Annotated in this window: 17 protein-coding genes; 9 read left to right on the top strand and 8 right to left on the bottom strand. The window is 63.8% G+C overall.

Translation table 11 applies throughout. From position 1 onward, the window contains the following. The first annotated feature begins 237 nt into the window (after positions 1–237). Genes XALGPE39_RS03720 through XALGPE39_RS03700 form a run of 5 tightly spaced genes read left to right on the top strand, consistent with a single transcriptional unit; the run spans position 238 to position 7363 of the window. Positions 238–1464, top strand: coding sequence for a carboxylate--amine ligase (locus XALGPE39_RS03720; RefSeq protein ID WP_045727043.1), 1227 nt, complete (start codon positions 238–240; stop codon positions 1462–1464). Further along, entirely contained in the window at positions 1461–3260 is a 1800-nt protein-coding gene (locus tag XALGPE39_RS03715) for an IucA/IucC family protein (RefSeq protein ID WP_045727042.1), read from the top strand. The genes XALGPE39_RS03720 and XALGPE39_RS03715 overlap by 4 nt, the downstream gene beginning before the upstream one ends. Continuing rightward, positions 3257–4423 carry an MFS transporter gene (locus XALGPE39_RS03710; protein ID WP_045727041.1) on the top strand — a complete coding sequence of 389 codons (1167 nt, stop codon included), beginning with the start codon at positions 3257–3259 and terminating at the stop codon, positions 4421–4423. The genes XALGPE39_RS03715 and XALGPE39_RS03710 overlap by 4 nt, the downstream gene beginning before the upstream one ends. After that, complete coding sequence (locus XALGPE39_RS03705; RefSeq protein ID WP_045727040.1) at positions 4401–6155, top strand: IucA/IucC family protein; 1755 nt, start codon at positions 4401–4403, stop codon at positions 6153–6155. Before XALGPE39_RS03710 ends, XALGPE39_RS03705 begins: the two co-directional genes overlap by 23 nt. Beyond that, a complete protein-coding gene (locus XALGPE39_RS03700; RefSeq protein ID WP_045727039.1) occupies positions 6152–7363 on the top strand; it encodes a type III PLP-dependent enzyme in 1212 nt (403 codons plus the stop codon). Before XALGPE39_RS03705 ends, XALGPE39_RS03700 begins: the two co-directional genes overlap by 4 nt. Positions 7364–7512: 149 nt before the next feature. Here XALGPE39_RS03700 and XALGPE39_RS03695 read toward each other — a convergent pair whose 3' ends face one another. From XALGPE39_RS03695 to XALGPE39_RS03665, 8 genes are all read right to left on the bottom strand, one after another. Continuing rightward, positions 7513–8628 carry a sterol desaturase family protein gene (locus XALGPE39_RS03695; protein ID WP_052689990.1) on the bottom strand — a complete coding sequence of 372 codons (1116 nt, stop codon included), beginning with the start codon at positions 8626–8628 and terminating at the stop codon, positions 7513–7515. A 330-nt stretch (positions 8629–8958) separates the two neighbouring features. Then, positions 8959–9234 carry a tryptophan 7-halogenase gene (locus XALGPE39_RS15455; protein ID WP_235429738.1) on the bottom strand — a complete coding sequence of 92 codons (276 nt, stop codon included), beginning with the start codon at positions 9232–9234 and terminating at the stop codon, positions 8959–8961. A gap of 32 nt (positions 9235–9266) precedes the next feature. Then, a complete protein-coding gene (locus XALGPE39_RS15450; protein WP_152624809.1) occupies positions 9267–9467 on the bottom strand; it encodes a hypothetical protein in 201 nt (66 codons plus the stop codon). A gap of 295 nt (positions 9468–9762) precedes the next feature. Further along, positions 9763–12561, bottom strand: a complete 2799-nt coding sequence (locus XALGPE39_RS03685) for a TonB-dependent receptor (protein WP_045727036.1) — start codon at positions 12559–12561, stop codon at positions 9763–9765. 336 nt (positions 12562–12897) lie between these two features. After that, complete coding sequence (clpB, locus tag XALGPE39_RS03680; protein WP_045727035.1) at positions 12898–15483, bottom strand: ATP-dependent chaperone ClpB; 2586 nt, start codon at positions 15481–15483, stop codon at positions 12898–12900. Between the two features lie 265 nt (positions 15484–15748). Next, the gene (locus tag XALGPE39_RS03675) at positions 15749–16588 is read right to left on the bottom strand and encodes a DUF3014 domain-containing protein (RefSeq protein WP_045728932.1); all 840 of its coding nucleotides are present in this window, start codon (positions 16586–16588) and stop codon (positions 15749–15751) included. A 185-nt stretch (positions 16589–16773) separates the two neighbouring features. Beyond that, positions 16774–18378 (bottom strand): hypothetical protein, encoded by a 1605-nt coding sequence (locus XALGPE39_RS03670; RefSeq protein WP_045727034.1) that lies wholly within the window; start codon positions 18376–18378, stop codon positions 16774–16776. Between the two features lie 112 nt (positions 18379–18490). Next, complete coding sequence (locus XALGPE39_RS03665) at positions 18491–18973, bottom strand: DUF3574 domain-containing protein (protein WP_045728931.1); 483 nt, start codon at positions 18971–18973, stop codon at positions 18491–18493. Between the two features lie 235 nt (positions 18974–19208). Here XALGPE39_RS03665 and XALGPE39_RS03660 point away from each other — a divergent pair, with 235 nt between their 5' ends. From XALGPE39_RS03660 to otsA, 4 genes are all read left to right on the top strand, one after another. Continuing rightward, positions 19209–21644: a TonB-dependent receptor gene (locus XALGPE39_RS03660; protein WP_045727033.1), complete on the top strand. Its 2436-nt coding sequence runs from the start codon at positions 19209–19211 to the stop codon at positions 21642–21644. A gap of 237 nt (positions 21645–21881) precedes the next feature. Then, a complete protein-coding gene (gene otsB, locus XALGPE39_RS03655; protein WP_045727032.1) occupies positions 21882–22634 on the top strand; it encodes a trehalose-phosphatase in 753 nt (250 codons plus the stop codon). Positions 22635–22710: 76 nt separating this feature from the next. After that, positions 22711–24492 carry a glycoside hydrolase family 15 protein gene (locus XALGPE39_RS03650; RefSeq protein ID WP_045727031.1) on the top strand — a complete coding sequence of 594 codons (1782 nt, stop codon included), beginning with the start codon at positions 22711–22713 and terminating at the stop codon, positions 24490–24492. Further along, positions 24489–25853 (top strand): alpha,alpha-trehalose-phosphate synthase (UDP-forming), encoded by a 1365-nt coding sequence (gene otsA / locus XALGPE39_RS03645; protein WP_045727030.1) that lies wholly within the window; start codon positions 24489–24491, stop codon positions 25851–25853. The genes XALGPE39_RS03650 and otsA overlap by 4 nt, the downstream gene beginning before the upstream one ends. Positions 25854–25907 lie beyond the last annotated feature (54 nt).

Below are 25907 nucleotides of genomic sequence, written 5' to 3'. Positions count from 1 at the left end.
GCCGGCGTCGTACCACGACATCAGCGACGGCAACACCGCGCACGGTAACGGTGCGGTGCCGCCCGCGAACGACGCGGGCCGATGTAACGGACGCCCCCGCGTCCTCTCCCGACCCAGCATGCGCCCGATGCGCCGCTAGGCAACCTCGCAACCCGCCGCAGACGCGGCGCGCCTGCCGTGTCCGCCCGCTCGCGGCCACGCAGGCATGCGCACGCCTGCGTTCGACGAGCAGCACACATGACTTCACACGCGTCTCCCCTGCTGATCCTCAGCCACATCTGCCATCGCGCAGTGACCGATGGTTTCCTCCCCGCCGCCCAACGCCTGGGCGTGCCGGTCTTGCTGCTGACCGACCACGGCCACGCTCATCTTGAGCACTTCCACCATCACCCGCCGGCCGGGACAGTGCAGGTACTCGAATGCGACGTGTTCAATCCGCTCAGCGTGCTCGATCTGCTCGACACCATGCCAGTGCAACCATGCGCGGTGTTCAGCAACAGCGATCACCTGCAAACCAGCACCGCGTTGGTCGCCACCGCGCTTGGAGTGCCCGGCAAGGACTGGCCGATCTGTTACGCGGCCAAGAACAAGGCCGCGATGCGACAGCGCCTGCGCGCGCACGGATTACCGACACCCTGGTTCTGTTGTTTGCCACCGGGCGCGGCGCCACCGACGCAAGCACCATGGCCGCTGATCGCCAAACCGCGCGAAGGCGTCGCCAGCCAGGACGTGCGTCACTGCGCCGATGCCGCTGCGTTGCAAACGTATCTTGACGCGCTCTGGCAGCGCCAGCCACAACGCAGCGTCTTGCTGGAAAGCGTACTGGACGGGCCGTTATTTACCTTGGAAACACTCGGCGACGGACAGCGATTGCAAGCGCTCGGCGGCTTCGATGTGCGCCTGTCGTCACCGCCGTATTTCGTCGAATGTCAGGCGCGCTGGCGCGGCGCGGTCGATACCCCGCTCGTGCAGCAAGCGTTGGCGCAATTGCATACCTTCGGCATCGGCTTCGGTGTTTGCCATAGCGAATTCATCCTCACCGCCGACGGCCCGGTCCTGGTGGAAATCAACTATCGCAGTATCGGCGACGGGCGCGAATTTCTGCTCGATCGCCTGTTCGGTGGGCGCTGGTTCGATAGCGTGCTCGGCCTGCATCTAGGACAACCGCTGCCGACGCTGCACGCGTGCCGCGAACATGCGCTAGTGCGCTACTACGTCGCAGAACGCGAGGGCATTCTGACACTCGCCAGTGCCGATCAATCTTGCCGCGACACGCGATGGGAAACGCACTATCGCTGCCTGCGACAACCAGGCCAGGACATCCGCTTAAGCCATTCCAACAAGGATTATCTGGGCGCGCTGCACGTGCTCGCCGACACCACAGACGACCTGCAACATGCACTCGTCAACGCCGAAGCGCCGCTGCAATGGCACATCGATGCCAACGCCGGAGCAACACAATGAATCAAAATCACGACGCCGACCGTCACTACATTGCCGTGCGCATCATCGATGCTTGCCTGCGCGAGGATCTGCACGGCATCACCAGCCGCGGCAGCATCGCCACGCCGCCGCCCGCCGTCCTCGCCGCTTGGCCGCAGCCGATCGCCGAGGTCATCTGGTGGCGCATCGCGCACCTGCCAGACGGCGAGCTATGGCTTCCACTAAGGTGCCAAGGCTATCTGCAGGAACTCAGCGCGTGCAGCGACGGCTGGATCCTGCACACGAGGCAACGCAGCGTGTTCGAATCCGGCACGCCCCAATGGCTGGCGCGAATGAGCGCTGGATGCGACGCGCAAACGCAGACACTCCATCGCGCCTATGTCGAGGAGGCTGATTGCGCAGTCCGTCAGCGTCGCCTGGCGCGACAAGCCTACCTGCAACAGCAACCGCTGCTGGCCGCCGCGCTGGATGCCAGCGACGCGCACGAACGCGCCTACCGCTGCGAACAACTGGCCAGCCACCGCGATCATCCCTTCTATCCGACCGCGCGTGCCAAAGTCGGCCTGGACGATGCCGACATGCCGCGTTACGCGCCGGAGTTCGGCCCGAGTTTCAACCTGCGCTGGCTAGCGCTGCCGTCCGCGCACATTGTGCAGACCACGCCACCACCGTCATTCTGGCCACAACCGAGCCTGCTCGGGCTGGATCCGGCACTGGACGCCAGTCATGTCGCATGGCCAGTGCATCCCCTGCTCTTCTCACGCCTGGGCGAGGCGGATTTCCCCTTACCGGCAAGCGCAATCATCGCACCACAACCCTGGCTACAGGTGCGTCCATCGCTATCGCTGCGCACAGTGATCCCACTGATGTTTCCGGATCACCATCTCAAACTGCCGGTACCGATGCGCACCCTCGGCGCACTCAACCTGCGGCTAATCAAACCATCCACGCTGTACGACGGACACTGGTTCGAATGCGTGCTAAGCGACATCGCCGCGCACGATGCGGTGCTGGCTGCACGCTACCTGCATGTGGACGAAGCACACGCCGGACATGTCGGCGATGCACGCCATCTCGCCTATCTACTACGCCGCTATCCGCCACTGCCGGAGGCGACACTGGTTCCGGTGGCCGCACTGTGCGCACCAATGCCCGACGGTCGCCCGCTGGCGATGCACCTGGCCGAACGCTTCCATGGCGGCGACCTGACCGCGTGGTGGGACAGTTATGCCTCGCTGATGTGCCAGGTGCATCTGCGGCTGTGGCTGCGCTATGGCATCGCGCTGGAAGCCAACCAACAAAACAGCGTGCTGATCTACGCACCCGAACGTTCACCGCGCCTACTGCTCAAGGACAACGACGCGGCTCGGGTGATGCTCTGGCGGCTGCATGCGCAACGACCAACGCTGGCCGCGCTGGGGCCGCCACGCGATGCGCGCATCGCGGTAGACGACGACAACGCGCTGGCCCGGATGTTCTGCACCATCATCCTGCAACTGAACCTGCAAGCCGTGCTGGAAGGATTGGCCCAATGGCGCTCAGCGCTGCGCGCGCCGCTATACACCCGCTTGCGCGCATGCCTGTACGACAACCTGCATGCGCTACGCGCCGACGGCATCGACACCACACCGGCACAAGCGCTGCTGGCCGCGCCGCGACTGCCGGTCAAGTATCTGCTCAGCGCCGGCAGCCTGCTCGGCAAGAACCTCACCGGCGCCACCGATATCAACAAGTTCTACGGCGATAGCGCGCCCAATCTGCTACGCGACGCGCTGCATGTACCCGCGCCGACGACCGCGACGCAGAGCACACCATGAAGCGCATCCTCGCTCCCGTGCTGGCCGCACACTATCTGGCCGCTTTCACCGCGCTGGGCATGCCGCTGTTCCTGCCGCAAGTGCTACAGCAGCTCGCACCCGGCGCGGCCATCGGCTGGAGCGGGGTGCTGTACGTGCTGCCCACCCTGTGTACCGCACTCACCGCCAGCACTTGGGGCTGGCTGGCCGATCGCTACGGACGCAAGCGCTCGCTGCTACGCGCGCAACTGGGGCTGGCGCTGGGCTTCGCCATGGCGGGCTTCGCCCCGAACCTGGGCTGGCTGATCGTCGGTTTGGTCGTACAAGGCACCTGCGGCGGCTCGCTGGCCGCGAGCAATGCCTATCTGACGACCCAAGCCCAGCACGGACCGCTGGCACGCGCGCTGGACTGGACTCAGTTCTCCGCGCGTCTGGCGATGGTCAGCGCACCCAGCCTGCTCGGTCTGGCCACCGCACTGGGGCCGGCGCAATCGCTGTACCGCGATCTGGCGTTGCTGCCGCTGCTGGCGTTCGCGCTGAGCTGGCCTCTGCCAGCGGATCCTCCGCACCACCGCAACGCGCCGACCAATATCGCAAGCACAACGCACGCGGACACGCCACAACGGCAATGGACGCTGTGGGCAACGCAATGCCTGTTCTGTTTCGCGATGGTCGTGACGTTTCCATACTTCCTGCCGTATGCGCAGGTCCATGGCATCGACAACAGCGCTGTCGCCGGCCTGCTGTACAGCCTGCCGCACTTGGTCTATCTGATCCTGCTGCCATGCTGGCGTGGACGCGACCGCAATGCCTCGCCGTTGCCTGCAGGCTTGGGATTATTCGCACTGGCCTGCCTGCTTCACAGCGCATCGCTCACGCCCCACTGGCTGATCGTGGCACGGCTGCTGTTCGGCCTTGGCATGTGGATGGCCCTGCGCGGCCTCAATCGCAGCCTCGCCGACATCGCTGGCGGACACAACGCCGGACGCTTGTTCGGACGTTTCGATGCGGCCGGCAAGTTCGCTGGCGTCGCCGGTGGCGCACTGGCTGGCGTCTTGGTGCAAGGCCATGGTGTGGCATCGCCATTCCTCGCCGCTGGCATCGCCGCGCTGTTGGCGCTGCCGCCAGCGCTGTTGCTCACATCCGTTCGGAGAAACCTCCATGTCCCTGTTGCCGATACATGACCCCTGGCACGACACCCTGGCGCAAGCACACGCGATGACCTGCTGGCTCAATTGCTATTTACGCGAAATCGCACTCGGACGCGGTATGGCCGATCTGGATTACCGTGGTTTGGACCGTCCCGGCAGCAGCAGCGCTGAGGAACGCTGGCTGCGCCTGCAACTGCCTTCAAGCGCAACATTGTGCGTGCGCCTGGCGCATGCCGACGCACTAGGTCGCTGCCGCTTCGCTTCCGCACCGTATCTAAAAACCGATGGCCGCCCCTGGCACTGCCTCGATGCCGCCGCACTGGTGCGTGTGCTGCTGCAAGAACTGAGCAACGGCCAAGCGCCCAACCTGGCGCTGCTCGCACAGAGCGACAACAGCATCGCCATCACCACACACTTGCTGGGCAACGCAGCCGCCGCGATGCCCAGTGGCGATGCGTTGATCGATGCCGAGCAATCGATGCTGTGGGGCCATGCATTTCATCCCACACCCAAGAGCCGCGAAGGTGTGCCGCTAGCGCAAGTGCTGGCCTGTTCGCCGGAAGCGCGCAGCCAGTTCCCTTTGTTCTGGTTCCGCATCGATCCGCGCCTGTACCGCGCCCAGGGCGTGGACGTGCGCGCCACCCTGGCACAGGCCAGCGGCAGCGCTGGTCTGTATCCCTGCCACCCATGGGAGGCCGAGCGCGTCCTGGCGCATCCACTCCTGCGCCAGGCGCAAGCACGCGGCTGGATCGAGCCACTGGGCGAACGCGGCCTGAGACTACGCCCAACCTCATCGGTGCGCACGCTCTACCACGCCGAGCTGGACTACTTCCTCAAGCTGTCGGTGCATGTGCGCCTGACCAACTGCGTGCGCAAGAACGCGTGGTACGAACTGGAAAGCGCGGTGGCGCTGACCCACCTGCTGGCACCGGCCTGGCGCGCGCTGGCGCAGCGCGTGCCTGGGTTCCACGTCTTGCTGGAGCCAGCGGCCACCGATCTGGATTTTTCCGCGCTCGATCCCGATACGCAAGCCTGCCGCGAACTCGGCGAGAGTTTCGGCGTGCTTTATCGACAGACGATTCCCACCGCGCAGCGGCAACGATTGCGTCCGCAGGTGGCAGGGGCGCTATTCACCTGCGACGCGAGCGGCCAGCCGGCTTGCGCCGCGCCGTTGCGCGCACTGGCGCAGCGCCACGGCGACAGCCTTGATGCAGCCACCTCGACCTGGTTTCGCAGCTATGCACGCCTGCTGCTGGACGGTGTGTGGAGCGCATGGTTCGCCTACGGCATCGTGCTGGAACCACATTTGCAGAACACCGTGATCGGCAGCGTCGATGGCCTACCGACACAGTTATGGATCCGCGATTTGGAAGGTACCAAACTGCTGCCCTCGCGCTGGCCTGCCACACGTCTGCACGGCCTGTCCGAAGCCGCGCGGCAATCGCTGTACTACAGTGCCGAACGCGGCTGGAACCGCATCACCTACTGTGCGCTGGTCAATAACCTGGCCGAAGCGATTTTCCATCTCGCCGACGGCCACGCGCATCGCGAGCAGCGACTCTGGCGGATCGTCGGCGACATCGCCAAGCACTGGCAACAACGCAACGGCACACAGCCGGCATTAGAAGCTTTGCTGGATGGCGCGCCGTTACCGGCCAAGAACAACCTATGCACCCGTCTGTTGCAACGCGCCGACCGCCATGCCGACTACAGCGCCTTGCCCAATCCAATCGGTATATCGACGCGACGACAGGTGGCCGCGTGAGCCTGCACATCGATCCGACACCGCTACCCGCCGCGCTGACGCAGCTACGCGCACAGGCCGATGGTCCCATCTGCGCTTACGTCTACGACCTGGCCGCACTGCATGCACACGTATCGAGATTACGCACGCAATTACCTGCAGAGTGCGAACTGTTCTATGCCGCCAAGGCCAATGCCGAACCCTCGCTGCTACGCACATTGGCCCCCTGGGTAGACGGCTTCGAGGCCGCCTCCGGCGGAGAACTGCAATGGCTGCACCGCCACCAGCCAGGACGGCCACTGCTGTTCGGCGGCCCCGGCAAGCTCGACACCGAACTGCAACTGGCCACCAGCCTGCCCAACTGCAGCGTGCATGTGGAAAGCCTGAGCGAATTACAGCGACTGGCGCACATCGCCGCGTCAGCACCGCGTCCGGTTTCGGTGTTTCTGCGCTTGAATATCGCGGTACCCGACATGCCGGATACACGCCTGGTCATGGGCGGGCGGCCGTCGCCATTCGGGCTGGACCTGCTCGACCTGGACGCGGCACTGCGCCTGCTGCGCGAGAGTCCAATGTTGCGCATGGATGGATTCCACTTCCACCTGATGTCGCACCAGCGCGATGCGCAGGTGCACCTGCGGCTGATCGCCCACTACTTGCAACTCGTGCAAGGCTGGCGACAGTCCTACGCACTGGGGCCGTTGATAGTGAACGCCGGTGGCGGCTTCGGCGTGGACTATGCCACACCAGAAGCCTCGTTCGACTGGGCCGCGTTCTGCACCGGACTGCCGCCACTACTGCGCGCGCACGGCGCCGATTTGCGCCTGCGCCTGGAGCCGGGGCGCTATGTCAGCGCCGCCTGCGGCTGGTACCTGATGGAAGTGCTGGACATCAAGCGCAGCCATGGCGCGTATTTCGCCATCGGCCGCGGCGGCACCCATCACTTCCGCACGCCCGCTGCGCAAGGGCACGATCACCCATTCCGGGTGCTACGCGGTACGCAGACGCCAGTGCTATGCGATGCACGAGTGACCCTGGTCGGACAATTGTGTACACCCAAGGACGTCATGGCACGCGCCCAGCCAGTCGCCGCGCTGGCGCCGGGAGACTGCCTGGCGTTTTCGCTGGCGGGCGCCTACGCCTGGAATATCTCCCACCAACAGTTCCTGATGCATCCACCACCACAGATGCTGTTCCTGGACAACACCGCGCAAGCGCCCAGGCGCTGAAGGTCATGGCGATGCACCATCCACACCGACCGTCAGCACAAGCCCTGCCTCGTGCAGATTGATCCAACGCCGATCGGATAAATACCTTCGCATGGAAATGACACGCGCAAGACCGCGCACGCATTAGAGCGAACTGACCTGCCGCTGTACTACGCTGGCGTGGTCGGCGTTGTCGGGGTCGGCGTTGTCGATGTCGGCGCTGGATGCGGGTCCGCGTGCAGCGGCATGCCAGCATGATCCACCGGGATCGGAGCGTAATCCTCACCGAATGCCACCTCGCCCGGCCTCCAGCCTGCACGACACCGCACCGCGCCCCAGAACCGCTTCAACGCTTCCAGTTGCAACGCCACCAGTCCAAGGTCGTTGTCGCGATCGACCATCGGATCGCCAACGCCGGTGGGCCGCACCGGCTCGCCATACAGCGAGGTGCCGAACAACACATCCCAAAACGCGAACACCTGGCCGAAGTTGCAGTTGTGCAGGTTCGGTCGCTGCGGATCCACGCGCATGTGGTGCAGACGGTGGAACAGCGGATCGACCAGAATCTTGTTCATGACCGGACCAAAGCCGAAACGCACGTTGGCATGCGAATAGTTCTGCACCAGTTCCCCGAACAACATTAACCAGGCGAATTCGTCGGCCTGGATGCCGAACACGATACCCACTGCGGCCAGTACGAACGACTCCAGCATCGAGTCAAGATAGTTGCCGCGGTCACTCCCCCAGCAACTGAGCTGACGTTGGCTGTGGTGCATGCTGTGCATCGCCCACCACCACGGCAGCCAGTGCTGGACCCGGTGCATCCAGTAGTAGGTGAAGTCATAGGCCAGGTAGTACAGCGCGAACAGCGCCAGCGGATGCCGGTCCAGCCAAGGCCAAGCGTAACGCAGGCCCCATTGCGGCGCGGACGCGGCACTGGCATCGGCACCGCCCAGCGCATTGGCCAGTGGGGTCAGGACCAAGAACGAGAGCAACGGGAACAGCCCGAGCAAGGTTATCCAGGTGTAGTGGAAGTCGATGCGCGCCAAGCGCCGATGTTCCCAACGCTCCGCCGGCCACAGGCTCTCCAGCGGCCGGAACAACACGCCGATGATGCTCAGTTGCAAGAAGGCGATCAGCAGAGACGCGGCGATATCGCGCGGATTATCGCTCAGGCCGGTGAGGTGCAGCGCGGCCAGTAACGGCGCCACCCCACGGTCGGCAAGCACATCGACCAACGTGGACCAAACATGGACAACGGACGCAACCATAGCGAAAGGAAACATGCAGACAACACCATGGCCGAACTGCGGCCTGACAACGTCTCAGCTTGTAAGTACGATCTTTCGCGAAGCTTTCCGTTTCCAACCGCAGCGCATCTCCCCGCCATCGGCGTGCATGCGGCGGTGCTTTTACAAAGCGCAGCGCCGTGCCGAACGCAGCGATGAGCGGTCAAGGCCGTGACAAAACATCTGCATCGCGCCTGCACGGCCACGATCTCACTCAGGAGCACGTTGGGCGACAAACGCCGCAAAACAGCCATCCGCAACGGGCGAGCATGCGCTGCCGGCATGGCGCCAAGTTCATCTGCTTGGATGATCGTTACTGGCAAGCACTTAGCGCGCAGCGCAGTGCGCCTGCACGAAAGCATCGTGTACGGGCATCGGTTCCGCCGCCATCGCGTTGGCCTGCGCAATCCGCGCAAGCCCTGCCGCGGCGTACTCGCTGGGCAATGCAACATCCAGCGGGTCGAAGCCACGCGCCTGCAGCCCCTGCCCTTGCATCACCGCCAACCAACTGGTTTTGCTGAAAAGCGCATCGGCCTCACGCAAGACTCGGCCCGAGTGCTCGAAGAAGCGTAAGCGTTCGGCCAGGGCTCCCGGTCTCGGCATCGCTCGCGCCTGGTACGCGCCAGGCCACGCATTTACGCCCTGGCTTTCCGAAACTCTACAAAGAGATGAATTATTAAACCTGCCAATATGGACAAAGCAGCGAATGCAAGCATCAAACCAAGAACAAGATGCACGATACCACCACGACTAATCGTAAGCCCAGCAACGATCATAAACATTGCAGGAATGGCCAGCATATAGAAAAATATTCGCAGATCTCTTGGCTTATTCATGATATGAAATCGTGACTTATTTATATAATAAAGCAAAAGCGGAATGATACTCACCTTTGCTTTAGTTTTACTTATTGATGCGCCAACTCATATAAGCCGTCGCCAATCAATCCAACTCCGGCAACACAGCCACTACGCCGCCCCCAATAACAAGGCCACCCGCAAGAGCGAACGTAGAGAATCGGCCTCGCTCATGCCGCCGCCAGCCTCGCCACACGCCGCCGCGCACAGTCCATGCCGACATCGGCCACACATCTCCCGCCGCAGAAACACAGACACGCACGCATGCTATCGATCAGTACGTGACCCGGATCGAAGCCCCGAAACGGCGGTCGTTGAGCTGGTACTGCAACGGCGCCGCTGGCGTGCCGATGTAGGTCTGATTCATACGATCGGTCAGATTCACCGCATCGAACGACAACGCCACATGCTTGTTCACGTCGAAACTGAGCGATGCGTCCAGCGAAGCATACGGTTTCTGGAACTGCGGAATGCCGTTTGCGCCGCTGCCATACGTGGTATCCAGATACGCACCGCGCCAACTCCAGGCCAGGCGTGCGGTCAGGCGGCCTTTTTCGTAGAGCGCCACCGCGTTGTAACTGTGTTTGGACAATTTCTCCAACGGCACCCGAGTCGGGATGTTGGAGCCAGGCGTGGCGAAGGGATTGGAAACGCTGCTGTCCACGTAGGTGTAATTGAACTGGAAGCCTAAACCACTCAGCCAGCCAGGCAGAAAATCGTAGAACTGCTGGTAACCGAATTCGGCGCCACGGATCTTGCCATCGCCAGTGTTGAGCGTCGTGCCGATGTCGTAATCCAGACCATTGTAGTTGCGCACCACCGTGCCGCTGGCCAGGAAACCATCCACGCGCTTGTAGAACACGCCGGCGGTGAGCGAGCCGGTGGGAGCGAAATACCACTCCAGCGTCGCATCGTAGTTATCCGAGTGGATTGGATTGAGAAACGGGTTCCCAGAAGAACCACTGGGCCGACCAGTCACTGGATTCACCTGACCCGGCGCACCCAGCGACACATTGGTCGACATCTGATCGAAATTAGGCCGCGCGATCGCTTGCGAATACGCCAGCCGCGCTTGCAGCGTATCGCTCAGGTGCGCGCGCACGTTGAAGCTGGGCAGCACATCGTGATAACTGCGGCGCACCGAGAGCGGCGTCACCGTGCCATCGTCCATGAACAGCGCGCCATCGGAACCCGTCGTGGTCTTGACCAGACGCACGCCGGCATTACCGTCCACACGTAGACCGGCGATCTCGGCCTCGTAGTCGGCATTGACATAGCCGGCCCAGGTCTTTTCGGTCTGATGGTTGAGATTATCTGGCCGGAACACCGTCTGCGGCGCGAAGCCGAACAGTGCCTCAGTCCGCGCCGTGCGATCGAACAAGCCGTTGCCGTTGGCGAATTCCGGATACAAAACACCGCCGGTCAGCGTGTTGCCATCGAAGAAGTGCGGCGACGGGCCGCGCCGCACCAACTCCGGATGCAGTGCGACGTTCGGGTAAACCAGATTCGCCGCACAATCGCGATCAGCGCCGCTGACGCCCAGGCAGGCCGCATTCCAGGTGCCGCGTAGATCGATGCCGGTATCGGCGTAGCGCACGCCAGCGGTGAGCTTGGTGAAGAAGCCACCTTCGGTGAAATACTCCAGATCCGATTGCAGCGCGAGCTGATCGGCGTCGTTACGCTGCAGCGCGTCGGCGATATAGCTGAAACCGTAATTGCGTGGATCGCTGAGCATGGCCGGATTGCGCACGTTGAAGCGCGGCCTGGGGCCATTGAGATTGAAATCGACAATCGACTGATGCGGGCCGGTGGTGCCGTCCTCGTCGCCACGGTCGTACAGTGAGACGACGAAGCCATTACGATCGGCATCGTAGAATGTATCCAGATACTGCGCATCGAAGGTCATCGCCAGCTTTTCGCTTGCATTCCAGCGCAGATTGAGGCTGTAGTTGGTGTTTGCCGAGGTCAGGTCCTGATCGAAGCGCGCCGACTCGAAGACCTGATTCTCCAGCGCACCGGAGGTGGCATAACCTTGGTTATTGAAAGTGAATGCGGCTCCGGGCAAAGGCGAGGTCGCGTTGCGTCGGTTACTCGCATAAAAATACTTGCCTTGTCGAAAGAAATCGTACTGCGTGCGCAGAAACTGCCCTGTCACCAGCACGCTATCAGAGGGTTTCCATTGCAACGCCGCCGCCGCGCCCAAGCGTTTGCGATCACCCCCATCGTCGTATATCTGGAACCCATAAGGAATTTGCGCATTATCCGGCGCGCCGGCGATGGCGCCCGGCTGCACCGGGCCGAACGGACCGGACAAAATGCCGTCCTGGCGGTAGCTGGATCGCCCCGCACCGACATTGAACAGCACTCCGACTTCGCCAAGGTCGGTCTGGAAGCGGTCGCTGTACAGACCGGAAGCCGACGTTCCCGTCTTGTCCGCGCGATCATAATAGTTGCCCTTGAGTGTCGCGCTCAGCACGCGACCTGGGGCATCGAACGGCAGCCGTGTGCGCAGATTCACCACGCCGCCCACGCCCCCTTCGATGATGTTGGCAGGCGGGCTTTTGTAGACGTCGATACCGGACAGCAACTCCGGCGGAATGGCTTCCAGGTCCAGTGTGCGCCCGCCGCTGGCCGAGAACGTATCGCGGCCATCTAGAAAGTTACGCACCTGGGTCAAGCCACGCACGGTGACGGCCGGCTGCGTGCGATGGTCGAAGTCGGTCGCGCCTTCGCCGTAACGGCGTTGGATCTGCACGCCGGTGATGCGCTGCAAGGCTTCCACCGTGTTCGCATCCGGTAGCTTGCCGATATCCTGCGCCTGCACCGAATCGACAATCTGCGTGGCGTCCTGCTTGATCGCCTGCGCCGAGCGCAGGCTTTCGCGCACGCCGGTCACGACCAGACCATCGAGGGTTTTGACATCCGCCGCCGGCGCGGTCGCCGCAGCCTGCTCCGGATGCTCGGTCGGCGTTGGCGGCGCGGCCTGCGCCCACGCCAACATCGGGGTCAACATGGACAGACCCAGGGCGCTGGCAAGCGGATGCCTGCGGCTGGTCAGTGGACGATTCGGCATTCGCACGCTCTCCGGAACTAGCGGAATTGATCTTCGAATCGATGCTGACACGACAAGCGTAGAACGGCACACGAAAAAAGCAGCCATGCATCGGCCTTCATGGCATTCGCAACGGCCATCGTTGCAACAGCAGCACTGACTCCCTGGCGCCGATCTTTATATGATCGTTAAAAGAACGCACGTCGCATCGCAACAATGCCAACGCCAGCACAGTGCGTGGCGCACATGCAGGATCGCGCTATCGGACCGTCCACGCTCGCCGCCGTGGCACCTGCGGGTGCCATCGGCAAGCCGCGACCCGCTCCGGCAACGCGGTCGATGCCGGAGCGGTTGGCCTCACGCTTTAGCGAATAGCAGGCGCCCACCTTCGGCATCGACCTTGATGGTGTCGCCACTGAGGAACTGACCGGACAGGATCTGCTGCGCCAGTGGGTTCTCCAGTTGCGCCTGAATCGCACGCTTGAGCGGACGCGCGCCGTACACCGGATCGAAGCCGACGTTGCCGAGCAGTTCCAATGCGCGCTCGCCGAGTTCGATCTTCAAGCCACGCTCGGCCAGGCGCTTTTCAAGGCCATGCAGCTGGATGCGCGCGATCGCCTTGATCTGCGCTTTGTCCAACGGATGGAACACCACGATATCGTCCAGCCGATTGATGAACTCGGGACGGAAATGCGCCTGCACCACGCCCATCACCGCCGCCTTCATCTGCGTATAGGCCTCGGCGCTATCGTCGCTGCTGAGTTCTTGAATCTGATGCGAGCCCAGGTTGGAGGTCATCACGATGACGGTGTTGCGGAAGTCCACGGTGCGCCCTTGCCCATCGGTGAGGCGGCCATCGTCGAGCACCTGCAACAGGATGTTGAATACATCGCTGTGCGCCTTCTCCACCTCATCGAGCAAAATGAGCGAATACGGCCGGCGCCGCACCGATTCGGTGAGATACCCTCCTTCCTCGTAGCCGACGTAGCCCGGAGGCGCGCCGATCAGCCGCGCCACCGAATGTTTCTCCATGAACTCGCTCATGTCGATGCGGATCATCGCATCGCTGCTATCGAACAGAAACTCGGCCAGGGCTTTGCACAATTCGGTCTTGCCGACGCCGGTCGGCCCCAGAAACAGGAACGAGCCACTCGGGCGATTCGGATCGGACAAGCCGGCACGCGAGCGGCGCACCGCATCGGATACCACCTTGATCGCTTCATGCTGACCAACCACGCGTTGATGCAGTTCGTCTTCCATGCGCAACAATTTGTCGCGCTCGCCCTCCAGCATCTTGTTGACCGGAATGCCGGTCCAACGCGACACCACTTCGGCGATTTCCTCGGCGGTGACGCGATCCTGCACCAGCTTGAATTCATGCTGCTCGGCCTCGTTGGCCGCCGCGAGCTGCTTCTCCAGGTTCGGCAGCAGGCCGTACTGGATCTCGCTCATCTTGGCGTAATCCTGACGCCGCTGTGCCGCTTCCAATTCCACCCGCGCCTGCTCGATCTGCTCCTTGATTTTGGTCGCGCCCTGCAAAGCGGCCTTCTCCGATTTCCACACCTCGTCCAGGTCGTAGAATTCGCGCTCAAGCTTGTCGATGTCGGTTTCCAGATCGGACAGACGCTGCCGCGAGGCATCGTCCTTCTCTTTCTTCAGCATCTCGCGCTGGATTTTCAACTGGATCAAACGCCGCTCCAGGCGATCCAGTTCCTCCGGCTTGGAGTCGATCTCCATGCGGATGCGGCTGGCCGCCTCGTCCATCAAATCGATGGCCTTGTCCGGCAACTGACGGTCGGTGATGTAGCGGTTGGACAACGTGGCCGCGGCGACAATCGCCGGGTCGGTGATCTCCACGCCATGATGTAGCGCATAGCGTTCCTTGAGCCCGCGCAGGATGGCAATGGTGTCCTCCACCGTGGGCTCGCCGACGAACACCTTCTGGAAGCGCCGTTCCAGCGCGGCATCCTTCTCGATGTACTTGCGGTACTCGTCCAGCGTGGTGGCGCCGATGCAGTGCAGTTCGCCGCGCGCCAGCGCCGGCTTGAGCATATTGCCCGCATCCATCGCGCCATCGGCCTTGCCGGCGCCGACCATGGTGTGCAACTCGTCGATAAACAGGATGATCTGGCCTTCGTTTTTCGACAGATCGTTGAGCACGCCCTTGAGCCGCTCCTCGAACTCGCCACGGAATTTGGCACCAGCAATCAGCGCACCCATGTCCAGCGACAGCACGCGCTTGCCGCGCAATCCCTCCGGCACTTCGCCGTTGACGATGCGCTGCGCCAGGCCCTCGACAATGGCGGTCTTGCCGACGCCCGGTTCACCGATCAACACCGGATTATTCTTGGTGCGCCGCTGCAGCACCTGCACGGTGCGGCGGATTTCCTCATCGCGGCCGATCACCGGATCGAGCTTGCCGCTCTCAGCGCGTGCGGTGAGGTCGATGGTGTATTTCTCCAGCGCCTGACGTTGGTCTTCGGCGTTTTCCGATTGCACCGTCTCCCCGCCACGCAAGGTGTCGATGGCCGCTTCAAGTTTCTTCTTGTCGGCACCGGCGGCGCGCAACGCCAGACCCAATGCACCGGCATCATCGACGGCGGCGAGCACGAACCATTCGCTGGCGATGAACTGATCGCTGTGCTGCTGTGCCAGTTTGTCGGTTTGGTTGAGCAAGCGACTGAGGTCGTTACCCATAGACAGGTTACCGGGCTGGCCGCTGACCTTGGGCAGCTTTTCCAGCGCCTCGCCCAAGCGCTCGCGTAGCGCGGGCACATTGACGCCGGCCTGCGCCAGCAGCGGTCGGGTGCTGCCGCCGGTCTGATCGAGCAACGCCGTGAACACATGCACCGGCTCGATGATGGTGTGGTCGCGGCCGACGGCCAGCGATTGCGCGTCGGCCAGCGCCTGCTGGAAACGCGAGGTGAGCTTGTCCATCCGCATGGGGAAATCCTCTGACTAGGGCCGGCCATGCCGGCATGCCTCATCAGATGCGGTTGACTACACTTGTTTCAAGCCCATGCCGCAGCCCCTTAGAACGCACGCAACGCGGCAGCGGGGCACATACACGGCTCTGCGATGCTCACTGTCTACAGCGCAGTGGCGGGACGGCGCGCGTCGTTCAATGCGAATGCACTCTTGCGCCGCTCTCTGCAGCACGATGGCGAAGACAGCTCGCGACGTCTATCGCCCAGATGCTTTCCACACGTCAAGTCTGCGTCAGGCCCGCACGCAACGCTCGCAATTGCGCCTTCACCGCGGCGGCCTGCGTTGGCCCCAGGCGCAACAGTGCCTTCTGCCCGACCGAGAGCGATTCCAGCGCCGGATCGACGAAGCGGAACTTGCCATGCACCGGATCGCTCACCACCGCCAACGGCGCCGACGGCAACGGGGTCTGCAGCAAATGGTCGATCACCTGCACCAAGCGGTCGTTGAAATATCCGTGCGGATACCCCAGCTCCACATAGGCCTGCTGAAACAGCGGATAGAAACGCCGATACGCCGCCACTAGCGCCTTGGGATCGGCATGGGTGAAGGCTTGCACATAGGGCGCATAGCGCTGCGCGTTAGCTTCAGTGATGACCTGCGCGCCACTGGCCTCTTTGCTCACTTGCAATGCGCCGGGGACCGCGGTGAGCGCCAATGCACGCGTGGTGACGCGGCGCTGGGTCAGGTTGTCGACCATTGTCACCAGGCGCTGGATCAGATGATCGCGCAACAGCAACGCCAGTGGAGAATCGCCACCGGCCAGCTTGGTCAGTTCCGCCCAGGCGGCGGCATCACTCTCAGCCAAGGAGGGAATCGCCGCATCGGCCGCATCCGCGGCGGCGGCATCGATGGGATGCTGGATCGGCGGGGGCGGCGGCGCAACCGCTGCGGCTGGCGCAGATGGCGCCGCAGCCGCGACGGGGGCACTGGTCGGCGCTGGCGACGCCGGTGCCACACGCTGCAGCAAACCACTCAGCGCGTCGCGAAACAACCACGCAGCGGCGGCAGCCACCAGCACCGCGACCAAAATCCAGGGCCAAATGGAAGGACGTGGCGGCATGGCAGGACGCGGCGGCATGGAATCAGACTCCGTTGATAGAACTCAAGTCTGACAGCGACAGCGGCCAGCGGGTTCCGACGCAACATGGCCGCTGTTCAGCATCCAACCGGATGCACATGCCACGACGATTGCAGAGACCTCGCATGTTCCCGCCCGCACCCCACCGCGTGCGGGCGCAATCACGCTCAATCCACCACCCGCAGCGCACGCGGCCCTTGCAGCGACAACAGACCGAGCAACGCGGCCAGCAGCAGATAACCACCGGCGAACTGCCAGGCCATCAACTGCGGCACGCCGTGCAACGTCCACGGCAGATAAATACCGCCACGCGGATCCACCGAATGGATCAGGCCAAACAGCGTCAGCCCCGCCGCCACCAACAGGAACCCAGCGGCGCGACGCAAGCGCCCGTCCACCATCGCCGCCACCGTGGCGATCCACAGCATGGCGGTGATGATGAAACCGTTGCCCAGGGTCAGGATCACCGCCAATTCCGGCAACCCGTGGCCGTCCAGTGTGGTGGTCAGCGCGGCCAGATGATCCGGCGCGATCCAACCCGGCGCCTTGATCGCCAGCAGATACGCCACCGACGGCAGAAACCCCAACACCATCGCGCCGGCATGGCGTTTCGGGGTGGCCTGGAATGCCTGGGTGGTGATGTCGATGGACACGTACACGATGATCGGTGCCAGCACCGCCAACGGCAGCCACTGCACCAGCCCGGCGACCAATCCCAACATGCCCCCCAGGCCGATGAAGATCCCGGTCAACAGCGTATAACCGCTGCGCGCGCCCATGTGCTTGTAGGCCGGCTGGCCGATGTAGGGCGTGGTCTGGGCAACTCCGCCGCAGACCCCGGCAACCAGGGTCGAACAGGCCTCGACCAGCAGAATATCGCGGGTGCGGTAATCGTCACCGGCCGCACGCGCGCTCTCGCTGACGTTGATGCCACCAACCACCATCAATAAACCAAACGGCAACAGCAGCGGTAGCAACGGCACCGTATCGGCCAACCCGGCGAGGAAACCCAAACTCGGCCACGGCAACACCAGATGCGGCGCAAACCACTGCGGCGTCTGATGGCCCGGGATGCCCAGCCCTGCCGCATTCAATCCGTAGTAAAGGCCCGTGCCCAGCACCAACGCCAGCGGCACCCCGGGCAGGCCAAACGGTAGGCGGCCCTTAGCGATCAACACGTACATCAACAGGCCCAACACCACCAAGCCGACCACGGGGGTGCGCAAGGTTTCCAGCAGCGGCAGGAAGCCCATCAACACCAGCGCGATACCCGCAATGGAACCGAGCAACGCCGCGCGCGGCAGCGCCCGCGTCACCGCCTCGCCGAAGAACGCGAGCACGGTCTTGAGCGCTCCCATCAGCACCAGCGCGGCCATACCCAGACGCCACGTTGCCAGCGCCGCCGCCTGCGGATCCAGGCCCTGCTGTTTGTAGCGCACGAACGCCGGACCGAGCACCAACAGCGCCATGCCGATGCTGGTCGGCGCATCCAAACCCAGCGGCATCGCGGTGACGTCGCTGCGCCCACTGCGCGCGGCCAGCCGTCGCGCCATCACGGTGTACAGCAGATTGCCGATCAGCACCCCCAACGCGGTGCCGGGAATCATCCGCGTGTAAATCACCTCAACCGGGAACTGGAACATCCCGACCAGCGCCAGAGTGATGAAACCGAGGATCGACAGATTATCAACCACCAGGCCGAAGAAACCATTGAGATCGCCCGCGACGAACCAACGCGGCCGCGTGACCGAGGACACCGACGCGAGGGTCATGGCAGAGCGACCGCAGCAATGACCGTGCGCGTTACGCCACACATTCGCTCAGCCGAACACGCAGCGCTGCGGCATGTCTGGCTCACAACCAGCCAGTGAGGCATCACGGCCATCAAAACGACACCTCCACCGCCTGCCGCGCCCACAGCACCGACTGGTGTCCGGTGGCCTGCTTCCATGCCAGCCGGATCGCCTCGATATCCGCGCGACGCTGCGGCGTATCTTCGTGCAGGATCACCAGCACCTTGGTGTTGAGCCGGTTCGGCTCCTTGGCGCCGCGAAACAACCACTGGCCGTAGGCATCGAACACGGTCAGGCCATCGGGGAAGCGCGGGGTGACCTCTTTATCCAGGAACGCGCGCCAGCGCGCCGCGCTGATCGGCTCGGCCTGCGGGCGATTGGCCGGACCTTGCTCCTCACCGACGCCGAAATACAACTCGCTGCGCACCCACCCCTTGGCCTGCGCCGGGCGGGCGGCATCGCCCTGCAACGCGGCGCTGACCGCACCCGGTGCGGCGGTGGAGGCCGAAGGCGCGACGCCAGTGCAGGCGGTCAGAGCAAGGAGGACAGCAAACAAGGGGGCACGGTGCAGCATCGGCAGGATCTCGGTCGGAATGCAGGTAAGGAGCGCGATGGTAAAGCAGGTCTGCCGCAGCCCAATCACCACCCGCCATGGCACCTGCCCGATGACGTGAATCCACGACACACGCATCACGTTAAAATTGCGATAATATATCGCTTCATCCGGATGGATGCAGCAACACTCACCAGCGACGCCCCCGAAACGAAGCGCCGCTGGTCTTCACGGTCATCGTTTCAGGAGAGTCCCCATGTCGTATGCGTTCGCCACGCCGCTGAGCCTGGCCATCGCCCTGGCCCTGTCTGCCCCCGCTCTGGCGCAGCAGGCCGATCCCGCCGCCACCAATCTGGACACGGTCATCGTCACCGGCACCCGTGCCAGCGGCCGCACCGTGCTCGAATCCACCGCACCGGTGGACGTGCTCAGCGCCGAGGACATCCGCCGCGCCGGCGTGGTCAATGGCGAACTCGGCAGCGCGCTGCAAGCGCTGCTGCCGTCATTCAATTTCCCGCGCCAATCCAACTCCGGCGGCGCCGACCACGTCCGCGCCGCGCAGTTGCGCGGGCTCTCGCCGGACCAGGTACTGGTGCTGATCAACGGCAAGCGCCGGCATACCTCGGCCCTGGTCAATACCGACAGCAAGATCGGCAAGGGCACCACGCCGGTGGATTTCAATGCCATTCCGATCAGCGCGATCAAGCGCATCGAAGTGCTGCGCGACGGCGCGGGCGCGCAGTACGGTTCCGACGCGGTGGCCGGGGTGATCAATGTGATCCTGGACGACGATCCGGACAGCGGCGCGCTGGAAACCAGTTACGGCGCCAACCATACCGACGTGAAGCCGATCCATCGCACCGTCACCGACGGCCAGACCGGCTATGCCAGCGGCAAGGTCGGCACCCGTCTGGGCGAGGATGGCGGCTTCTTCAAGGTCGGCCTGGAACTGAAACACCACGACGGCACCAACCGTGCCGGCTTCGATCAGATCCCGCCGTTCGAAGCGCAAACCCCAGCCAATCTGGCCCTGGCCGGCAAGCGCAATTACGTGCTCGGCGATGGTGCCAGCAAAGACCTCAACGGCTGGATCAACGGCAAAGTGCCGTTCGGCCAGGGCAGCGAGATCTATTTCTTCGGCACCTACAACCAGCGTGACACCCAGGGCGCCAACTATTTCCGTTATCCCGACAGCGTCGCCAACTGGCTGCAGGTCTACCCCAGCGGTTACCGACCGGTGTCGCTGGGCGAAAACCGCGACGTGCAAGGCGTCAGCGGTGCACGCGGACAATGGGGCGACTGGAACTACGACGCCAGCCTCGACTATGGCCGCAACGATTTCACCTATCGGCTGAAACACTCGCTCAACGCCTCGCTCGGCCCCGGCAGCCCGACCCGCTTCAAGACCGGCGACTACGCTTTCGAGCAAGGCGTCGCCAACCTCGACCTGAGCCGCAGCCTCGACGCCGCTGGCGCCACCCACACGCTCGGCACCGGCGTGGAACTGCGCCGCGAGCATTACCGCACCCGACCGGGCGATCCGGCCAGCTACGCTGCCGGCCCCTACACCGACCGTCCCACCGGTGCCCAGGCCGGTGGCGGGCTGACGCCGCAGGATGCAACCGACATCTCGCGCAATGTCGCCAGTCTCTACGCCAGCCTGTCCAGCCAATTCGGCGAAAAACTCTCCACCGATCTGGCCGCGCGCTACGAGCATTACCAGGACTTTGGTAGCGAACTCACCGGCAAGCTCGCCGCGCGCTATGAATTCGCGCCCGCCTTCGCGCTGCGCGGTGCGATTTCCAACAACTTCCACGCACCGTCGCTGAGCCAGATCGGCTACGAGGCCAGCTCCAGCGGCTACGACGCCGCCGGACGCCTGCTGCAAGGCCGGCTGCTGTCGGTCGATAACCCGATCGCGCAAGCGCTCGGCGCACGCACGCTGCAACCGGAGAAATCGGTCAACTACAGCCTGGGCTTCACCAGCCGCATCGATCCGCACTTCGACCTGTCGCTGGACCTGTTCCAGATCGACATCGACAAACGCATCGCCCTGTCGGAAAACATCGACGGCACCGCGCTGACCGACTTCGTCGCACAACGCTTCGGCATTGCCGGCCTGCAAAGCGCCAACTTCTTCGTCAACGCCGCCGACACCCGCACCCGTGGCGCCGAATTGGTCAGCAACTGGCGGCAGGCCTTGGGCGACGGCCAACTGCAACTCACCGGCACCTGGAGTTACGCCAAGACCCAATTGCAGAACGTGGTCGCCACGCCTGCACCGTTGCTGGCACTGAATCCGGACTACGTGCTGTTCGGCATCGAAGAACGCAACACCCTGACCGGCGCCGCACCGCGTACCCGCGCACAACTGGCAGCGAACTGGAGCGATACGCGCTGGTCGTTGCAGACCCGGCTAAGCCGCTACGGCAGCGCCACCCGCATCTTCGATTTCGGTGGTGGCTTCGCGCCGCAGCAGACCTACAGCGCCAAGTGGCAACTCGATGCCGAAGTCGAGTATCACCTCACCGCGCAGTGGAGCGTGGCCATCGGTGGACAGAATCTCACCGACGCCTACGCCGACCGCTCCAACAGCGATATCTCCTACTTCGGCAACCTCCCCTACGACGTGCTATCGCCAATCGGCAGCAATGGCGCGTATTACTACGGACGCGTGCGCTACAGCTTCTAAGAGTCGCCGACGAAACTGCTACGCCCGCTGCCGGGCGGGCGCGGACAGTGCTCGGAACCGCATGTACCCCTTTGTACATTGCGGTTCCTGCGCGCTGTCCGGGCATGCCCGGCAGCGACTGCCGCGGTTTTTCAGCCACGCTACGTCGGCGCATCCGGCAAGCCGAATACCACGCGGGCGACGCCGCCGCCGCCCCGCTCAACTTCTCCCTAACGTGGGCTGGGCGATGATGGGCAAATGGCAGACGCTCGCCCCCTCCGACCGCCGCCGCCACACCTGGACGATGCCTGTGCATTGTTCCTCGACGTGGATGGCACGCTCATCCCATTCGCCGAACACCCCGAACGGGTGCAGTTGTTACCACAGGTGCGCGATGCGATTGGCCGCCTGTACGCACGGCTCGGCGGTGCCGTCGCCCTTGTCAGCGGGCGTCCGCTGACGCAACTGGATGCCTTGTTCGCGCCATTGCGCTTGCCTGCCGCCGGATTGCACGGCCACGAGCTACGCGCCGATGCCACAGCGCGCGCCAGAATATCCGCCGACACAGGAGCATGCCTGCATCTGCTGCAGACCCGCGCCGCACCGCTAGCCAAGACCTACCCGGGCGTACTGGTCGAGGACAAAGGTGCCAGCCTGGCACTGCACTGGCGCGCGGCACCGGCCGCAGCCGAGCAGATACTGACCTTCGCCCGCGAACAGATCGCCACTCTCCCCGGCTATCGCCTGCAACCCGGCGACCATGTCATCGAATTCGTTCCCGAAGGCAGCGACAAGGGTGTCGCAGTGAACACGCTGCTGCTGCAGCCGCCATTCCATGGGCGCCGCCCGGTCTTCGTCGGCGACGATCTCACCGACGAATTCGGCTTCGCCGCCGCCAATCAGGCCGGCGGCTGGAGCGTGCTGGTCGGCCACCGCGCCGACAGCGCCGCCACCTACGCGCTGCCAGATCCACACGGCGTCCACACCTGGCTGCGCGATAACGCCATATGAAGGCGGCACCACCGCGCACGCACGCCCCCTGCACCATCGCCGCCCCCTGTTTTCCGCACAAGGACACGTCCACTCCATGAACTCCCCCAACCTCGACCTCGGCGTCATCGGCAACGGCAGCTTCGGCGCACTGATCGACAAACGCGCCAGTGTGGTCTGGAGTTGCCTGCCGGCATTCGACGGCGACCCCGCATTCTGCGCGCTGCTATCACCACGCGCGCATCCTGGCGGCGACTTCAGCATCGAACTGGAAGACTTCGTCGATAGCGATCAGCAGTATCTGACCAACACCGCGATCCTGCGCACCGTTTTGCGCGATGCGCATGGAGGGTCGGTGGAAGTGATCGATTTCGCGCCGCGCTGGCGCAACAATGGACGCTTCTACCGTCCGGTGAGCATCATCCGCCAAGTGCGGCCACTGACCGGCAACCCACGCATCCGGGTGTTGGCGCGGCCACTGGCCGACTGGGGCGCGAACACACCCGAAAGCACCTGGGGCAGCAACCATGTGCGCTGGCTACTGCCGGACTTCACCCTACGCCTGACCACCGACGTCCCGGTGCGCTTCATTCGCGACGAATTGCCGTTCGTGCTCAGCCATCCGGTCAACCTGGTGCTGGGCGTGGACGAATCGCTGACCCGCTCACTGACCGGCTACGTCCAGGAGGCGCAGGAGCGCACCGAGGAATATTGGCGCGAATGGGTGCGCTATCTGTCAGTGCCGCTGGACTGGCAGGACGCGGTGATCCGCAGCGCAATCACCCTGAAACTGTGCCAGTACGAGGATAGCGGCGCGATCATCGCCGCGATGACCACCTCCATTCCGGAGGCACCGGATACGCCACGCAACTGGGACTATCGCTACTGCTGGCTGCGCGACGCCGCCTTCGTGGTGCGCGCGCTGAACCGGCTCGGCGCCACCCGCACCATGGAACAGTTCCTGGGCTACATCTTCAACATCGCCACCACCGACGGTAGCCTGCAACCGCTGTACGGCATCGGCTTCGAAGCGGCGCTGGAGGAACACGAGGTCACATCGCTGGCCGGCTACCGCGGCATGGGCCCGGTGCGGCGCGGCAACCTGGCCTGGATCCAGAAGCAGCACGACGTGTACGGCAGCGTGGTGCTGGCCTCCACGCAACTGTTCTTCGACCTTCGCCTCAAAGATCAGGGCGACATCCACACCTTCCTGCGTCTGGAGCCACTGGGCGAGCACGCCTTCGCCCTGCACGACGTGCCCGACGCGGGGCTATGGGAATTCCGTGGCCGTGCCGAAGTGCATACCTATACCAGCGCGATGTGCTGGGCCGCCTGCGACCGCCTGGCCAAGATCGCCGCACGCCTGGGACTGGAAGACCGAGTGACATACTGGCGCGAGCGCGCCGAGCGCATCCGCGAACGCGTCTTGGCCGACGCATGGAATCCGCAGTTGGGCCACTTCACCGACACCTTCAACGGCCATCGGCTGGACGCCTCGCTGCTGCTGTTGGCCGACATCGGCTTCATCGCGGCGGACGATCCACGCTTCATCGCCACGGTCGAGGCAATCGGGCGCGACCTCAAGCACGGCGACGCGTTGTACCGCTACGTGGCACCGGACGACTTCGGCGCACCGGAAACCAGTTTCACCATTTGCACGTTTTGGTACATCGACGCGCTGGCCGCAATCGGGCGCACGGCCGAGGCACGCGAACTGTTCGAACGCATTCTCGCGCGACGCAATCACCTGGGCCTGCTCTCCGAAGACCTCGCCTTCGACAACGGCGAAGCCTGGGGCAATTTCCCGCAGACCTATTCGCACGTTGGCCTGATGATCGCCGCGATGCGGTTATCGCGTAGCTGGCAGGAGGCTTCATGAGCCGATTGGTGGTGGTGTCCAACCGCGTGGCCGTCCCGGGCGAGAACCACGCCGGTGGTCTGGCGGTGGGGCTGCTCGCCGCACTCAAGGAACGCGGCGGCATGTGGTTCGGCTGGAGCGGCAAGACCGTGCGCGGCGACAGCGGCGCATTGCACGAACAGACCCAGGGCCCCATCCGCTTCGTCACCATGGATCTGAACCGCGCAGACGTGGATGGGTATTACAACGGCTTCGCCAATCGCACGTTATGGCCGTTGCTGCATTTTCGCTTGGATCTGGTCGACTACGACCGTGCCACTCGCGCGTGCTACCGTCGGGTCAACGCACTGTTCGCCGAGAAGCTCGCGCCACTGTTGCGCGAAGACGATACAGTGTGGATCCATGACTACCATCTGATCCCGCTGGGCGCCTATCTGCGCGAACGTGGTATCGGTTGTCGCATCGGCTTTTTCCTGCACGTACCATTTCCCTCGGCCGACCTGATCCAGGCGTTGCCCGAGCACGCGCAGTTGTTTTCCGGCTTTTATGCCTACGATCTGGTGGGCTTCCAGACCCAACGCGACGTGGACCGTTTTCAGGCTTACGTGCGTCTGTTCGGTGGTGGCAAAGTGATCCAGGATGGCCTACTGGAAGCACCCGGCGGTGACCGCTTTCGCGCTGGGATGTTCCCGATCGGCATCGATACCGCGTTGATTGCGCAGCAGGCGCGTGTGGCAGTATCAAAACGCGCGGTGCGCGATTTGCGCAACAGCTTACGCGAGCGCCAGTTGGCAATCGGCGTGGATCGGCTGGATTACTCGAAAGGATTGCCGGAACGCTTCCTCGGGTTCGAGCGTTACCTCGAGCGGCACCCGAAACAGCGCGCCAGCCTGACCTATCTGCAGATCGCCCCGGTCTCGCGCGGCGAAGTCCCCGAATACAAGCAACTGCGCAACCAACTCGAACAGATCGCCGGCCATATCAACGGCGGGCATGCCGAACCGGATTGGACGCCGCTGCGCTACGTCAATCGCAACTTCACCCACGCCACGCTCACCGGCTTCTACCGCGCCGCGCAGATCGGCGTGGTGACACCATTGCGCGACGGGATGAACCTGGTCGCCAAGGAATATGTCGCCGCGCAGGACCCGGAAAATCCCGGCGTCCTGATCCTATCGCTGCTGGCCGGTGCGGCCAACGAACTGAAAGACGCGCTGTTGGTGAATCCGCACGATCTGGACGGCGTCGCCGACGCCATCGCCACCGCCGCGTCGCTACCCAAGGCGCAGCGCATCGAACGCTGGCAGGCGATGATGGACCATCTGCGCAAGCACGATATCAGCGCCTGGCGCCAGAGCTACCTGCAGGAACTGGAACGCTGAGGCCAGCGGCGCACTGCCAAAGGCTTGCTGAGCTTTCACCGAACAGACCTGTCT

It is taken from the genome of Xanthomonas sp. GPE 39, assembly GCF_000963005.1.
Lineage (GTDB): Bacteria > Pseudomonadota > Gammaproteobacteria > Xanthomonadales > Xanthomonadaceae > Xanthomonas_A.
This window is presented reverse-complemented; position numbering and strand designations above follow the sequence as displayed.